This window comes from Streptomyces sp. NPDC037126 (assembly GCF_055605965.1).
Genome location: NZ_JBVJTD010000027.1, coordinates 62,624 through 79,026, shown reverse-complemented (window position 1 = coordinate 79,026; position 16,403 = coordinate 62,624). Strand labels below are relative to the sequence as shown.

General features: G+C 75.8%; 1 protein-coding gene (cut by a window edge). It reads right to left on the bottom strand.

All coding sequences use genetic code 11. The features are described from left to right. Window positions 1-16,403 carry the 5' portion of a type I polyketide synthase gene (locus tag ACZ7FF_RS38145; protein WP_470818440.1) on the bottom strand. 11,974 nt of this gene lie to the left of the window's left edge, so the window shows 16,403 of its 28,377 coding nt (coding positions 1-16,403); the start codon lies at window positions 16,401-16,403; its stop codon lies off the left edge, out of view.

Below are 16,403 nucleotides of genomic sequence, written 5' to 3'. Positions count from 1 at the left end.
GCGGGCTGGGTAGAGGCCGTGTCGTCGAGGAGGGCGGCGGTCTCGCTGCCTTCCTCGGCGAGGAGCACCTCGCGCAGCGAGTGGTCCGTGCCGAGGTCCGCGAGGTCGAAGCGGGCCAGTACCGCGTCGAGTGCGTCGGCGAACACCGGTTGGGCGTCGTACAGTTCGCGGCCCATGCCGGCGTACTGGCTGCCCTGACCGGTGAAGAGGAAGGCCAGCTGTCCGCGCGTGGTGCGGCCGGTGACGAGGCCGCCGTCGGGACGGCCGTCCCGCAGCGCGGTCAGGGCGCGGACCAGGCCGTCGTGGCCGTCGGTGCCTTCGGTCACGACGGCGGCGCGGTGGTCGAGCGCGGCGCGCGTGGTGGCCAGGGAGGCGGCCAGGTCGGTGAGCGGCAGCCCGGGCAGGGCGCCGAGGAAGCCGAGCAGCCGTTCCGCCTGGGCGCGCAGGGCCGTCTCCGAGCGGGCGGAGAGGACCACGGGCAGGGCGGGCGCCCGCCGCGGCGCGGAGTCGTCGGGACCGCCCTCGTGGTCCGCGGTGTCCGCCGCGGCCGGGGCCTGTTCGAGGATGGTGTGGACGTTCGTGCCGCTGAGGCCGAAGGAGGAGACACCGGCGCGGCGCGGGCGGCCGGTCTCGGGCCAGGGGCGCGGCTCGGTCAGCAGCTCGATGGCGCCTTCGGCCCAGTCCACGTGGGTGGAGGGCCGGTCGATGTGCAGGCTCGGCGGGAGGACGCCGTGGCGCATGGCCATGACCATCTTGATGACTCCGGCGATGCCGGAGGCCATCTGGGTGTGGCCGATGTTCGACTTCACCGATCCCAGCAGCAACGGCCGGTCCGCGGGCCGGTCCTGGCCGTAGGTGGCGAGCAGGGCCTGGGCCTCGATGGGGTCGCCGAGCCGGGTGCCGGTGCCGTGGCCCTCCACGGCGTCGACGTCAGTGGCGGCGACGCCCGCGTCGGCGAGGGCCTGCCGGATGACGCGCTGCTGGGAGGGGCCGTTGGGCGCGGTGAGCCCGTTGCTGGCACCGTCCTGGTTGACGGCGGAGCCCCGTACGACGGCCAGCACCCGGTGTCCGTTGCGGAGCGCGTCGGAGAGCCGTTCCACCAGGACGAGGCCGACGCCCTCGGCGAGACTCATGCCGTCGGCAGCGTCGGCGTACGCCTTGCAGCGGCCGTCGGTGGCCATGGCGCGCTGCCGGCTGAAGCCGACGAAGGCGTTCGGCGTGGCCATGATGCTGACACCGCCGGCGAGGGCGAGGGAGCTCTCGCCGTTGCGCAGCGACTGGCAGGCCAGGTGCAGGGCCACCAGCGAGCTGGAGCAGGCGGTGTCCAGGGTGACGGCGGGGCCTTCGAGGCCGAAGGTGTAGGAGATCCGCCCGGACAGGACGCTGGGGATGGTGCCGGTGATCAGATGACCTTCGGCGCCGTCCTGGCCGGAGCCGCCGACGGTGTAGTCCTGGTAGCTGGCGCCGATGAAGGTGCCGGTGCGGCTGCCGCGCAGACCGGCCGGGTCGATGCCGGCGCGCTCCAGGGCCTCCCAGGCGGTCTCCAGGAGCAGCCGCTGCTGCGGGTCCGTGGCCAGGGCCTCGCGGGGCGAGATGCCGAAGAACGCGGCGTCGAAGTCGGCGGCCGAGGCGAGGAAGCCGCCCCGGGTGGAGTAGGTGCGGCCCGGGGCGTCCGGGTCCGGGTCGTACAGGCCGTCGGTGTCCCAGCCGCGGTCGAGGGGGAACTCGCCGATGGCGTCGCCGGCGGCGGCGACGAGGTTCCACAGGTCCTCGGGGGAGGCGACGGCGCCGGGGTAGCGGCAGCTCATGCCGATGATGGCGATGGGCTCGTCGTCGGTGCGCGCGACGGCGGCCGAGGGCGCGGCGGGGCCGGCCGTGTCCGGGCCGGCGATCCTGCCGCGCAGGAACGCGACCAGGGCCAGCGGGTTCGGGTAGTCGAACACCATGGTGCTGGGCAGGGTCAGGCCCGTCACCGTGGCCAGCCGGTTGCGCAGGTCGACCGCGGTCAGCGAGTCGAAGCCGACGTCGCGGAACGCCCGGTGCTCGGACAGGACGTCGGGGGACGCGTGCCCGAGGACGGTGGCGGCCTCGGCGCGGACGAGGTCCAGCAGCGTCCGGTCCTGCTCGGTGGTGGCGAGGGCGCGCAGCCGTGCCACGAACTCGCCATCGGAGGAGGGACGTTCGGCATCGACGGTGAGGCGCTGGACGTCGGGCACGTCCTCGAACAGCGCGGTGGGGCGCCCGGAGGTGAACACCGGGTGGTAGCGGTCCCAGTCGATGTCGGCGACGACCAGGACCTGTTCGTCGTCCTCCAGCGCCTGGCGCAGTCCGGCGAGGGCGAGTTGCGGGTCCATGAACTCCAGCCCGCTGCGGCGGATCTGGCCCGGGTCGACGCGGCCGAGCTTGAGGTCGTCGGACCAGATGCCCCAGGAGACGGCGGTCGCGTGGGCACCGCGGGCGCGGCGGTGCTCGGCGAGCGCGTTGAGGTAGGCGTTGCCCGCGACGTAGGCGGCGTGCCTGCCGCTGCCCCACATGCCGGCGGTGGAGGAGTAGAGGACGAACGCGTCGAGCTCGTCGTCGTCGAGGAGTTCGTCGAGGTGCCGGGCGCCGGTGACCTTGGCGTCGATGACCTTGGCGAAGGCCTCCGTGCTGGTCTCCTCCAGGGTGGCCAGCTCGATGACGGCGGCGGTGTGCACCACGGTCCGTACGGTGCGGCCGGCGGTCTTCAGTCCGTCGAGAAGTGCGGCGACGGCGTCGCGGTCGGTGAGGTCGCAGGCCAGGAACTCGGCTTCGGCGCCGAGCTGTTCGAGTTCGGCGACCAGTTCCCCGGTGCCGGGCGCGTCGGGTCCCCGGCGGCTGGTGAGCACGATGTGCCCGGCGCCCTGGCGGGCCAGCCAGCGCGCGAGGTGCGGGGCGAGGGTGCCGGTGCCGCCGGTGACGAGCGTCGTGCCGCGCGGGTGCCAGCCGCTGTTCCCGCCGGTGCTCGCGGGGCCTGCCGGCGTGACGCGGCGGACGAGCACGCCGGAGGGGCGCACGGCGATCTGGTCCTCGCCGGTGGCGCCGGTGAGGACGGCGGCGAGGCGCTCCGCGCCGCGCCGGTCGAGCGTCTCGGGCAGGTCGACGACACCGCCCCAGCGGTCGGGGTGCTCCAGGGCCGCCGTCCAGCCCAGGCCGTGGATCTGGGCCTGGACCGGGTGGGTGAGCCGGTCGGCGCGGCCGGTGGAGACCGCGCCGCGGGTCAGGCACCACAGGGGTGCGCCGAGGCCGGTGTCGCCGAGGGCCTGGACGAGGATAAGGGTGTGGGCGAGGCCCTCGGACAGGGCGGGGTGCGCCTCGCTCGGCGCCTCGTCGGCGGCCAGGAGGGACACGACCCCGGTCAACTCGATGCCGTCCGCGAGGGTTTCGGTGAGGCGCGCGGCGACCGTCGTACGGTCGTGGCACGTCTCGTCCAGCACCAGGTGCCTGAGGTCGGCGCCGGCGGCGGTCAGCGCGTCGGTGACGTCGGGGGCGGCCGGGGTGCGGCCGCTGACGACGAGCCAGGTACCGGTCGTCACGGGGGTGGCGGCGAGGCCGCCGAGCGGCTTCCAGGTCTGCCGGTAGCGCCAGGAGCCGACGGTGGAGCGGTCGCGGCTGCGCCGCCGCCACGCGGTCAGGGCGGGCAGCACCGGGGAGAGGGTGGCCTGGTCGAGGTGGAGGCCGGCGGCCAGTGACTCGACGTCCTCCTGCTCCACGGCGTCCCAGAACCCGGCGTCCAGGGGCTGTTCCTCGCCCTGTCCGCCGCGCGGCCGGGCGGGTACGGCCCACAGGTGCTCGCGCTGGAAGGCGTAGGTGGGCAGGGCGACCCGGCTGGCTCCGCCGCCGTCGAGGACACGGGTCCAGTCGACGCGGGCGCCGCGTACGAAGGCCTCGGCGAGGGAGGTCAGGAAGCGGCCGCGGCCGCCCTGGTCGCGGCGCAGGGTGCCGACGGCGGCGGCCCGGCGGCCGGTCTCCTCGGCGGTGGCCTGCACCGCCATGGTGAGCACCGGGTGCGGACTGACCTCCACGAAGAACTGGTGGTCCGCGGCGAGCAGGGCCTCGACGGCGGGCGCGAAGCGGACGGTCTGCCGCAGGTTGCGGTACCAGTACCCGGCGTCCATGGCCGTGGTGTCCAGCCAGTCGCCGGTGACGGTGGAGAGGAACGGCACCTCGGCCGGGCGCGGGCGCACGGGTGCCAGGGCCGTCAGCAGTTCGTCCTGGAGCAGTTCGACCTGCGCGGAGTGCGAGGCGTAGTCGACGGCGATGCGGCGGGCGCGGACGTCCTGCGCGGTGAGGTCCGCGACGAGGGCGTCCAGTTGGTCGGGCGGTCCCGCCACCACCACGCTGCGGGGGCCGTTGACGGCGGCGACGGCGATGCCGCCGCCGCGTTCGGCGAGGCGTTCCTCGGTCTCGGCGGGCGAGAGCGGCACGGACACCATGCCGCCGGAGCCGGCCAGGACACGGGCGATGGCCTGGCTGCGGAGGGCGACGACACGAGCCGCGTCGTCCAGGCTCAGGGCGCCGGCGACGACCGCCGCGGCGATCTCGCCCTGGGAGTGGCCGACGACCGCGTCGGGCCGCACCCCGTGGGAGCGCCACAGGTGGGCGAGGGACACCATCACGGCGAAGGTGGCGGGCTGGACGACGTCGACGCGGTCCAGGGTGGGCGCGCCGTCGGCCCGGCGCAGCACCTCCACGAGGTTCCAGTCGGTGTACGCGGCGAGCGCGGCGGCGCACTCGTGCAGCCGCTCGGCGAACGCCGTTGACTCGTCGAGGAGTTGGGCGGCCATGCCGGTCCACTGGGAGCCCTGGCCGGGGAAGACGAAGACGGTCCTGCCGTCCAGGTCGGCGGTGCCCTGGACCAGGGTGGCCGAGGGCGCGCCGGCGCCGAGGGCCTCGGTGCCGGCGCGCAGTTCGCCGGTTCCGGTGCCCACGACCACCGCACGGTGGTCGAGGAGGGCGCGGGTGGTGAGGAGGGAGTGGCCGACGTCCGCGGGCCGGAGCCCGGGATGCGCGGTGAGGTGGTCGGTGAGCCGCTGGGCCTGGGCGCGCAGCGCGCCGGGGGTCCGCGCGGACAGCACCCATGGGACGGCGGGGGCGTTCGCGGGGGCCGGTTCGGCGGCGGGCGGTTCGGCGCGGCGGGGTGCCTCTTCGAGGACGGCGTGGGCGTTGGTGCCGCTGATGCCGAAGGAGGACACGGCGCAGCGGCGGGTGCGCTCGCCCTCGGGCCATGCGGTGGGGGCGGTGAGCAGGGAGACGGTGCCGGGTGTCCAGTCGATGTGCGAGGACGGCTCGTCGGCGTGCAGGGTGCGCGGGAGCAGTCCGTGGCGCAGCGCCATGACCATCTTGATGACGCCCGCGACACCGGCGGCGGACTGGGTGTGGCCGATGTTGGACTTCACCGAGCCGAGCAGCAGCGGCTGTTCGGGGTCGCGGTCCGGTCCGTAGACGGCCTGGAGGGCCTGGGCCTCGATGGGGTCGCCGAGGGCGGTGCCGGTGCCGTGTGCCTCGACGGCGTCGATGTCGGCGGGTGTGAGGCCGGAGTTGGCGAGGGCCTGCCGGATGACCCTCTGCTGGGAGGGCCCGTTGGGGGCGGTGAGCCCGTTGGAGGCGCCGTCCTGGTTGATGGCGGAGCCGCGGACGACGGCGAGGACGTCGTGTCCCTTGGCCTCGGCGTCGGAGAGCCGTTCCAGGACGAGGACGCCGACGCCCTCGGCGAGGGTCATGCCGTCGGCGGCCTCGGAGAAGGCCTTGCAGCGGCCGTCGGCGGCCAGGGCCCGCTGCCGGCTGAACGCGATGAACGCGTTGGGGTTGGTCATGACGGTGGCGCCGCCGGCGAGGGCGAGGTCGCTCTCGCCGTTGCGCAGCGACTGGCAGGCCAGGTGCAGGGCCACCAGGGAGGACGAGCAGGCGGTGTCCACGGTGACCGCCGGTCCCTCCAGGCCGAACAGGTAGGCGAGCCGGCCGGACAGGACGCTGGGGCTGGTGCCGGTGACGGCGTGCCCGGCGGAGGAGTCGTCCATGCCGATCCCGTACTCCTGGTACGTGGATCCGATGAACGTGCCGGTGGCGCTGCCGTGGACGGACGTCGGGTCGATGCCCGCGGACTCGAATGCCTCCCAGGTGCTCTCCAGGAGCAGGCGCTGCTGCGGGTCCATGGTGAGGGCCTCGCGCGGCGAGATCCCGAAGAAGCCCGCGTCGAACTCGCCCGCCTCGTGGAGGAATCCGCCCTGGGTGGAGTAGGCCTTGCCGGTGGCGTCGGGGTCCGCGTCGTACAGGCCGGTGTCCCAGCCGCGGTTGACGGGGAACTCGGAGATGGCGTCGGTGCCTTCGGCGACCAGCTGCCAGAACTGCTCGGGGCTGCCGGTGCCGCCGGGGAAGCGGCAGCTCATGCCGACGATGGCGATGGGCTCGTCGAACCGGCCGGTGGCCGCGGTCCGGGCGGTGGCCGCGTGGTCCGCGCCGGCGATCTCGTCGCGCAGGAAGGCGGCGAGGGCGACGGGTGTCGGGTGGTCGAAGGCCATGGTGCTGGGCAGTGGCAGTCCGGTCAGGGCGACCAGCCGCTTGCGCAGGTCCACCGCCATCAGCGAGTCGAATCCGGCGTCACGGAACGCGCGGGTGGGGGCGACGCCCTCGGCGGAGGCGTGCCCGAGGACGGCGGCGGCCTCGCGGCGGACCACGTCGACGAGCGTGCGCTGCCGCTCGTCCTGGTCCAGGCCGCGCAGCTTCGTCACGAACACGGAGGCGGCGGCGTCCCGGCTCTCGCCGGCCGTGGCGAGCCGGCGCACCTCGGGCAGTTCGCCGAACAGCCGGCTGGGCCGGGAGGCGGTGAAGACGGGGACGTACGTCTCCCAGTCGACGTCCGCGACGGTGACGGTCACCTCGCGCCGCAGGACGGCGCGGCGCAGTTCGGCGAGCGCGGTGGCGGGCGCGAGGAAGCGCAGGCCCTGCCGGGTGAGGCTGTCGGTGACGGCCTCGTGGGTGGCCATGCCGGCGTCGGCCCAGGGTCCCCAGGCCACCGAGGTGGCGGCCAGACCGCGGGCGGCGCGGTGTTCGGCGAGGGCGTCGAGATAGGCGTTGGCGGCGGCGTAGGCGCTCTGCCCGGCGCTGCCCCAGACCCCGGCGACGGAGGAGAACAGGACGAAGAAGTCCAGGTCGTGGTCGGCGAGCAGGGCGTCGAGGTGGGCGGCGCCCAGCATCTTGGCCTCGGCCGTGGCCGTGACGTCGGTGAGCGGGGTGGCGGCCAGCGGAGCGGCCTGCCCGACGCCGGCGGCGTGGATCACGCCGGTGAGCGGCCGGTCCCCGGGGATCGCGGCAAGCAGGGCGGCCAGCGCCTCGCGGTCGGCGGTGTCGCAGGCGGCGAGGGTGACGTCCGTACCCAAGTCGCTCAGTTCGGCGGCGAGTTCGGTGGCTCCGGGGGCGTCGGGGCCGCGTCGGCCGGTCAGGACGAGGTGCGCGGCACCGGCGCGGGCGAGCCAGCGGGCCACCTCGGCGCCGAGGGCGCCGGTGCCGCCGGTGACCAGCACGGTGCCGCGAACGGTGACGTCGCTCTCGTGCGGGAGTTCGGCGGCGGGCCTGCGGAGCAGGCGGCGGCCCAGGCACCCGGTCGCGCGCAGCGCGATCTGGTCCTCGGCGTCGGCGGTGGGCGCGGCCAGGGCGCTGACGAGCCGCTGCACCGCGGGTGCGTCCAGGACGGGCGGCAGGTCGACCAGTCCGCTCCAGGCCTGGGGGCGTTCGAGGGCGCTGACCCGGCCCAGGCCCCAGACGGCGGCCTGGACGGGCTCGGTGAGCGGGTCGGCGGCGCCGGTGGACACGGCGCCGCGGGTGACGGTCCACAGCGGGGCGCTCGCCCCGGTGTCGGTGAGCGCCTGGGCCAGGACCACGCTGAGCGCGAGTCCGGCGGGCAGCCCGCGTCCGGTGAGGGGGCCCTGGTCGGCCAGCGGCAGCAGCGACAGGAAGCCGGCCGCGTCCGCGGCTCCGGCCTCGGTGAGGCGGGCGGCGAGCGTGTCGCGGTCGAGGCAGGCGTCGTCGAGGACCAGTAGTTCGAAGCGGGCGCCGTGCCCGCGCAGGGCTTCCAGCAGCCCGCCGTCGTCGACGGCGGCGGTGGTCGGCACGAGCCAGGTGCCCTCCAGGACGGGCGCGGCGCTCGCGCGGACCGGTGTCCACCGGACGCGGTAGCGGGCGGTGTCCAGCAGGGTCTTCTCGTGCCGGCCGCGGCGCCAGGAGGTGAGCGCGGGGAGCAGGGAGGCGAGGCCCGCGTGCTGTTCGTCGCGCAGTCCGAGCAGCGCGGCCACCCCGTCGGTGTCGCCCCGCTCGACGGCACCCCACAGGGCGGAGTCCGCCGGGTCTGCCGTGGCGGCGGGGGCAGCGGTGGTCTCGGGCCAGTACCGCTCGTGCTGGAAGGCGTACGTGGGCAGTTCGACGGTGCGGGCACCGCCGGGGGCGTGGTGGGCGGCCCAGTCGACGGGGATCCCGCGCACGTGGAGGCGGGCGAGGGCGACGGCCGCGGACCGTTCCTCGCCGTGCCCGGCCCGCAGCAGCGGCACGGTCTGCACCACGGTGTCGGCGGCGAGGACGTCCTCGGCGAGCGCGGACAGCACGCCGTCCGGGCCGACCTCCAGGAAGGTGGTCGCGCCGGTGGCGCGCAGGGCGCGTACACCGTCGGCGAAGCGGACGGTGCGGCGGACGTGCTCGACCCAGTAGCCGGGGCTGCACAGTTCCTCGCCGGTCGCGGGTTCGCCGGTCAGGTCGGACACGACGGGCAGGTTCGGCGCGCTGTAGGTGAGGGTCTCGGCGACCCGGCGGAACTCCTCCAGCATGGGTTCCATGCGGGCCGAGTGGAAGGCGTGGCTGACCCGCAGCCGCTTGGTGCGGCGCCGGTCCGCGGCGAACTGCTCGGCGAGGCACAGGACTTCGGTCTCGTCGCCGGAGATCACGACGGCGCGTGGGCCGTTGACCGCGGCGACGGACACGGCACCGGACTCCGGCAGGCGCGCGAGGACCTCGTCCTCGGTGGCCTCCAGGGACGCCATGGCGCCGCCCTCGGGCAGCGCCTGCATCAGGCGGGCGCGGGCGGCGACCAGCGTGCAGGCGTCCGCGAGGGACAGCACACCGGCGGCGTGCGCGGCGCTGATCCCGCCGACGGAGTGGCCGAGCAGTGCGCCGGGGCGCACACCCCAGGAGGTGAGCAGCCGGAAGAGGGCGGTCTCGACGGCGAACAGCAGCGGCTGGGCGTACCCGGTGCGGTCCATCAGCCCGGCCTCGGGCGAGTCCTCGGCCGCGAACAGGACGTCGCGCAGCGGCCGGTCGGTGTCCTGTTCCAGGTGCCCGAGGGCCTCGTCCAGCGCGGCGGCGAACACCGGGAAGCGCTCGTACAGTGCACGTCCCATGCCAGGGCGCTGGGCGCCCTGGCCGGTGAACAGCAGCGCGGGTTTGCCGGTGCCCGCGCTCTCGCCGGTCTCCAGGGCGGGGTCGGTGTCGCCGGTGGCGAGCGCGGTCAGCGCGCGCAGGAGGTCGGTGCGGTCACCGGTCGCGGCGGCACGGTGGTCGAAGGCGGACCGGGTGGTGGCGAGGGACAGGCCGATGTCGGCGGGGTCGAGTTCCGGCCGGGCATCGACGTGGGCGCGCAGCCGGGCGGCCTGGTCGCGCAGGGCCGCGCGGCTGCGGCCGGACAGCGGCCAGACGGTCACGCGGCCGGCGTCCACGGGCCGGGGCCGCGCGGCCGGGGACGGCTGCGGGGCCTGTTCCAGGATCACGTGCGCGTTGGTGCCGCTGATGCCGAAGGAGGAGACACCGGCGCGGCGCGGCCTGCCGGTCTCGGGCCACCGCGCCTCGTCGGCGGCCAGTTCCACGGCCCCGGCCTCCCAGTCCACGTGGCTGGAGGGCTGCCCGGCGTGCAGGGTGCGCGGCACGACGCCGTGGCGCATCGCCAGGACCATCTTGATGACGCCCGCGACACCGGCGGCGGCCTGCGTGTGCCCGATGTTGGACTTCACCGAGCCGAGCAGCAAGGGCCGTTCGGCGTCGCGGTCCTGGCCGTAGGTGGCGAGCAGGGCCTGGGCCTCGATGGGGTCGCCGAGGGTGGTGCCGGTGCCATGCCCCTCGACCACGTCGACGTCGGCGGTGGTCAGTCCGGCACCGGCGAGCGCTTGCCGGATGACCCGCTGCTGCGAGGGGCCGTTGGGCGCGGTCAGCCCGTTGCTGGCGCCGTCCTGGTTGACGGCGGAGCCGCGCACGACGGCCAGGACCTGGTGCCCGTTGCGGCGGGCGTCGGAGAGCCGTTCGAGTACGAGGACACCGACGCCTTCCGCCCAGCCGACGCCGTCGGCGCCGTCGGAGTACGCCTTGCAGCGGCCGTCCGGAGACAGCCCGCGCTGCCGGGCGAACTCGATCAGGGAGGTGGGCGTGGACATCACGGTCACACCGCCGGCCAGCGCCAGGGTGCACTCCCCCGCCCGCAGGGCCTGCATCGCCCAGTGCAGGGCGACCAGCGAGGAGGAGCAGGCGGTGTCGACGGTGACGGCCGGGCCCTCCAGGCCGAGGACGTACGAGACGCGGCCGGAGGCGATGCTCGGCGAGGTGCCGCTGCCCTGGTGGCCCTCGAAGCGCTCGTCGGCGAGGGTGGCCGCGTAGTCGTTGTACATGACGCCCGCGAACACGCCGGTCCGGCTGCCGCGCAGCGCCACAGGGTCGATCCCGGCCCGCTCGATCGCCTCCCACGAGGCCTCGAGGAGCAGGCGCTGCTGGGCGTCGGTGGCGAGGGCCTCGCGCGGGCTCATGCCGAAGAAGGCCGGGTCGAACTCGGCGGCGTCGTGCAGGAATCCACCGGAGCGGGTGTAGGTGGTGCCGAGGTGGTCCGGGTCGGGGTCGTAGAGCGAGTCGAGGTCCCAGCCGCGGTCGGTGGGCAGACCGGAGACGGCGTCGGTGCCCTCGCGCAGCAGCCGCCACAGGTCGTCGGGCGAGGCGACCCCGCCCGGGTAGCGGCAGCTCATGCCGACGATGACGATCGGGTCGTCGCCGTGCTCGGCCGGACGGGCCGCGGCCGCGGCGGGGCCGTCCTCACCCGTGAGTTCGTCGAGGACGTGCGCGGCGAGCGCGGTGACCGTCGGGTAGTCGAAGATCACGGTGGCGGAGGTACGCAGGCCGGTGGCGGTGCGCAGCCGGTTGCGCAGTTCCACGGCGGTCAGCGAGTCGAAGCCGAGGTCCTGGAACCGGCGCGCCGGGTCGACGTCCTCGGGTCCGCCGTGCCGCAGGACCGCGGCGACCTCGGCGCGCACGAGGTCCACGACCGCCTCGGTGCGGGCCGTGGCGTCGAGCCGGGCCAGGCGCTGGACGAGGCCCGCAGCCGCCTCGGAGCCGGCCACGACGGAGCGCCGGGCCGGGGTGCGGATGAGGCCGCGCAGCAGCGGCGGTACGTCTCCCAGGGCGCGCAGGACGGGCAGGTCCAGGCGGGCGGGGAGCAGCACGGGGGCGCCGTGCGCGAGGGCGGCGTCGAACAGTGCGAGGCCGTCCTGCTCGGACAGGGCGGGGGTGCCCGTCCGGGCGAGCCGTTCGAGGTCGGCCTCGGTCAGGGTGGTGGTCATGCCGTCGGCGGAGGCGCCGGCGGCCGGGGCCCACGGGCCCCAGGCCAGCGACTGGCCGGGCAGTCCGGTGGCCCGGCGCAGCGACACGACGGCGTCGACGAAGGCGTTCGCGGCGGCGTAGTTGCCCTGTCCCGGGGCGCCGGCGGAACCGGAGAGGGAGGAGAAGACGACGAAGGCGGCGAGGTCGTCGCCGCGGTCGCGGGTGGCCTCGTGCAGGTGCCACACGGCGTCGGCCTTCGGGCGCAGCACGCAGCTGATCCGCTCGGGGGTGAGCGAGTCGACGACGCCGTCGTCGAGGACGCCCGCGCAGTGCACCACGGCGGTCAGGGGGTGCCCGGCGGGCACGGCCGCGAGCAGCCGGTCGACCGCCGCGCGGTCGGCGAGGTCGCAGGACTCGATCGCCACTCGGTCCGCGCCGAGGGCGCGCAGCTCGCCGGCGAGTTCCATGGCCCCCGGGGCGGTCGGACCGCGGCGCCCGGCGAGCAACAGGTGCCGTACGCCGTACTGTTCGACCAGATGGCGGGCGAGGGCGCGGCCGAGGCCTCCGGTGCCGCCGGTGACGAGGACCGTGCCGTCGGGGTTCCAGTCGGCGCCCGGGGCCGCGTCGGTGTGCCGGGCGCGGGCGAGCCTGGCCATGAGCACCGAGCCGTCCCGGACGGCCAGTTGCGGCTCGTCGCCGGTCAGGGCCTGCGGGGGCAGGACACCCGGGGAATCAGGGTCGAGGTCCAACAGGCCGAAGCGGCCGGGGTGTTCGGCCTGGGCGGAGCGCACCAGGCCCCAGACGGCGGCGCCCGCGGCGTCCATGACGCCCTCGCCTTCGGCGGCGGCGACCGCACCGCGGGTGACGAGGACGAGCCGGGAGTCGGCGCTCGCCTCGTCGGCGAGCCAGGTCTGCATCAGGTCGAGGACGTGCGCGGTGAGGGCGTGTGCCGACGCGGCGGGGTCGGCGGCCGGGTCGCCCACGGCGGGGGCGAGCACGACGGCGGGTACCGGGCGCGCGCCGGCGGCCAGGGGCGTACCGAGGCCGAAGGGGTCGTCGCCGAGGACGGCGACCGAGGCGGGTGCGGTGGGGGCCGGCGCGGAGGAGGCGACCGGTGCGGTGGGGGCGGGGGGTGCGGTGGGGGCCGCGCCCCGCATGCGGGTCCAGCGCAGCTCGAACAGGGCCTCGCGGGCCAGGGCGGTGGCGGCGGTCTGCCGTGCGTCGGGCAGGGCGCGCAGGACGAGCGACCCCACGGAGGCGACGGGACGTCCCTCGGTGTCGGCGACGGCGAGGGACACGGCGTCGTCGGCGGCCCGGGAGAGCCGGACGCGCAGGGCGCGCGCGCCCTCGGCGTACAGGGCCACGTCCTGCCAGGAGAAGGGCACTCCGCCGCGGCCGTGTTCACCGAGGTCGAGGAAGGCCGAGCCGTGCAGGGCGGCGTCGAGCAGGGCGGGGTGCAGTCCGAAGGAGCGCGTGTCGTCGCTGCCGTCGGGGAGTGCCACCTCGGCGAGCACGTCGTCACCGTGCCGCCACGCGGCGCGCAGACCCTGGAACATCGGGCCGTATCCGAAGCCGAGTTCGGCGAGCCGCTCGTAAAGGTCGCCGGTGTCGAGCGGGCGGGCGCCGGCGGGCGGCCAGCTGCCGGTGGCGGACTCCGGGAACACGGTCTCGCGCGCGGCCGCCGGGTCCGCCGGGGCGAGGACGCCGGCGGCGTGCTGGGTCCACGGCTGGTCGTCGGCGCCGTCGGGCCGGGAGTGGACGGTGAGGGTGCGGCGGCCGGACTCGTCGGGGCTCCCTGCCCACACCTGCACCTGGACGCCGCCCAGTTCGGGCAGGACCAGCGGCGCGGCCAGCGTCAGCTCCTCCACGCGGTCGCAGCCGGTCTCGTCGCCCGCGCGGACGGCCAGTTCCAGGAAGGCGGTGCCGGGCAGCAGGACGGTGCCCCGCACGGCGTGCTGGGCGAGCCAGGGGTGCGTGCGCAACGACAGCCGGCCGGTGAGCAGCAGGCCGTCGGAGTTGGCGAGGGAGACGGCAGCGGCGAGCAGCGGGTGGTGGGCCGCGCCGAGGCCCGCGCCACGGACGTCACCGGTACGGCTCAGCGCGGTCCTGGGCCAGTACCTGCGGTGCTGGAAGGCGTACGTCGGCAGGTCCACGCGCCGGGCGCCGGTGCCGGCGAAGTACTCCGCCCAGTCGATGCGGACCCCGCGGACGTGCAGTCCGGCGAGGGCCTCGGTGAGGGTGTCGGTCTCGCCCAGGCCGGGCCGCAGCACCGGCAGGGCGGTGACGGGCTCGTCGGACTCCAGGGCGGCCTGGGCGAGGGCGGACAGCACGCCGTCGGGGCCGACTTCGAGGAAGAGGCCCGCGCCGTGGTCGCCGAGCCAGGTGAGGGCGTCGGCGAAGCGTACGGTGCGGCGGACGTGCTCGGTCCAGTGGTCGGCCGAGGTCAGCTGCTCGACGGTGGCGGGGGCGCCGGTGAGCGTGGACACGATGGGGATCACCGGGGCCTGCGGCGACAGTCCGGCGACCACCGCGCGGAACGCGTCGAGCATGGGCTCCATGAGCGGCGAGTGGAAGGCGTGGGACACCCGCAGCCGGTTCGTCCTGCGGCCCAGCCCGGCGAAGTGGGCGGCGACGGCCTCGGTCTCGGCCTCGGCGCCCGCGACGACGACGGCGCCCGGGCCGTTGACGGCGGCGAGGGAGACGAGGTCCGCGCGGCCCTCCAGCAGGGGCAGCACCTCGGCCTCGGTGGCCTGTACGGCGATCATCGCGCCGCCCGCGGGCAGCGCCTGCATGAGGGTGCCGCGGGCGAGGACGAGGGCGGCCGCGTCGGCGAGGCTGAACACGCCGGCGACGTGCGCGGCGGCGATCTCGCCGACGGAGTGCCCGGCGAGGAAGTCCGGCCGGACGCCGAAGGACTCCACCAGCCGGTACAGGGCGACCTCGATCGCGAACAGAGCGGGCTGCGCGTACCCGGTCCGGTCCAGGAGCGCGGCGTCGGCGCCGTCCCCGTCGGCGAACAGCACGTCGCGCAGCGGGCGGTCGAGCCCGGAGTCGAAGTGGGCGAGGACCTCGTCGAGGGCGCGCGCGAACACCGGGAAGCGGGCGGCGAGTTCGCGGCCCATGGCGAGCCGCTGCGAGCCCTGCCCGGAGAACAGGAGGGCGAGCTTGGGGCGGCCGTGTGTGCTGCCCTGCGGGACGGTCGCGGTGTCGCCCTCGGAGAGCGCGGCGAGTGCCGTCGCCGCCGCCCCGGCGTCGGCCGCCGTGATCACGGCCCGGTGTTCCAGGGCCGCCCGGGTGGTGGCCAGGGAGCGGGCGAGGTCGGCGGCGGGCAGGCCGGGGCTGTCCCGCAGGAAGGAGCCGAGCCGGGCGGCCTGGGCGCGCAGGGCCTCGGGGGTACGTCCGGAGACGAGCCAGGGCAGCGCCGTCCCGGTGGTCTCCACCGCGGGTGCGGACTGCGGTTCGGCGTCCTCGGCCGGCGGCGCCTGCTCGATGATGGCGTGGGCGTTGGTGCCGCTGAGGCCGAAGGACGACACACCGGCGCGGCGCGGTTCGTCCCGCTCGGGCCAGGCGGTCGGCTCGGTGAGCAGCCGCACCGCTCCCGCCGTCCAGTCCACGTGCGTGGAGGGCTCGTCCACGTGCAGGGTCTTCGGCAGCAGGTTGTGCCGCAGCGCCAGCACCATCTTGATGACGCCGGCGACACCGGCGGCGGCCTGGGTGTGGCTGATGTTGGACTTCACCGAGCCGAGCAGCAGCGGGCGTTCGGCGTCCCGGTCCTGTCCGTACGTCGCGAGGAGCGCCTGCGCCTCCACGGGGTCGCCGAGGGTGGTGCCGGTGCCGTGGGCCTCGACCACGTCGACCTGGTCGGCCGACAGCCGGGCGTTGACCAGCGCCTGCTCGATCACGCGCTGCTGGGAGGGGCCGTTGGGCGCGGTCAGTCCGTTGCTGGCGCCGTCCTGGTTGACGGCCGAGCCGCGCACCACGGCGAGGACGGGGTGCCCGTTGCGGCGGGCGTCGGAGAGCCGCTCCAGGACGAGGACGCCGACGCCCTCCGACCAGCCGGTGCCCTGCGCGGAGTCGGCGAAGGAGCGGCAGCGGCCGTCGGCGGCGAGGCCGCCCTGACGGGCGAACTCGACGAAGGTCGTCGGGCTGGACATCACGGTGACGCCCGCGGCCAGGGCGAGGGCGGACTCCCCCGAGCGCAGCGACTGGGCGGCCAGGTGCAGGGCCACGAGGGAGGAGGAGCAGGCGGTGTCCACGGTCACGGCCGGTCCGACGGCGCCGAAGAAGTAGGACAGCCGGCCCGAGACGACGCTCGTGGCGTTGCCGGTCAGGACGAAGCCCTGGACGTCGTCGTCGGGGCCGGTGCGGTACTCCTGGGGCATCGCGCCCACGAAGACACCGGTCCGGGTGCCGCGCAGCGAGACCGGGTCGACGCCGGCCCGTTCGAAGGCCTCCCAGGACGCCTCCAGGAGCACCCTCTGCTGGGGGTCCATGGACAGGGCCTCACGGGGCGAGATCCCGAAGAAGTCGGGGTCGAAGTCGGCGGCGCCCTGGAGGAAACCGCCGTACACCTCGGTGGGTCCGTCCCCCGGGTCGAGTTCCCAGCCGCGGTCGCCGGGCAGCCCGGTGATGCCGTCCCGTTCCTCGACGAGCATGGCCCACAGGTCCTCGGGGCTCGCGACCCCGCCGGGGTAACGGCAGCTCATGCCGACGATGGCGATCGGCTCGGCGGCGGCGGCCTCGAGTTCCGACACCCGCTGCCGTGCGCGCTGCAGGTCGGCGCCGGCCCGCTTGAGGTAGTCCCGCAGTTTCTGCTCGTTGCCCAT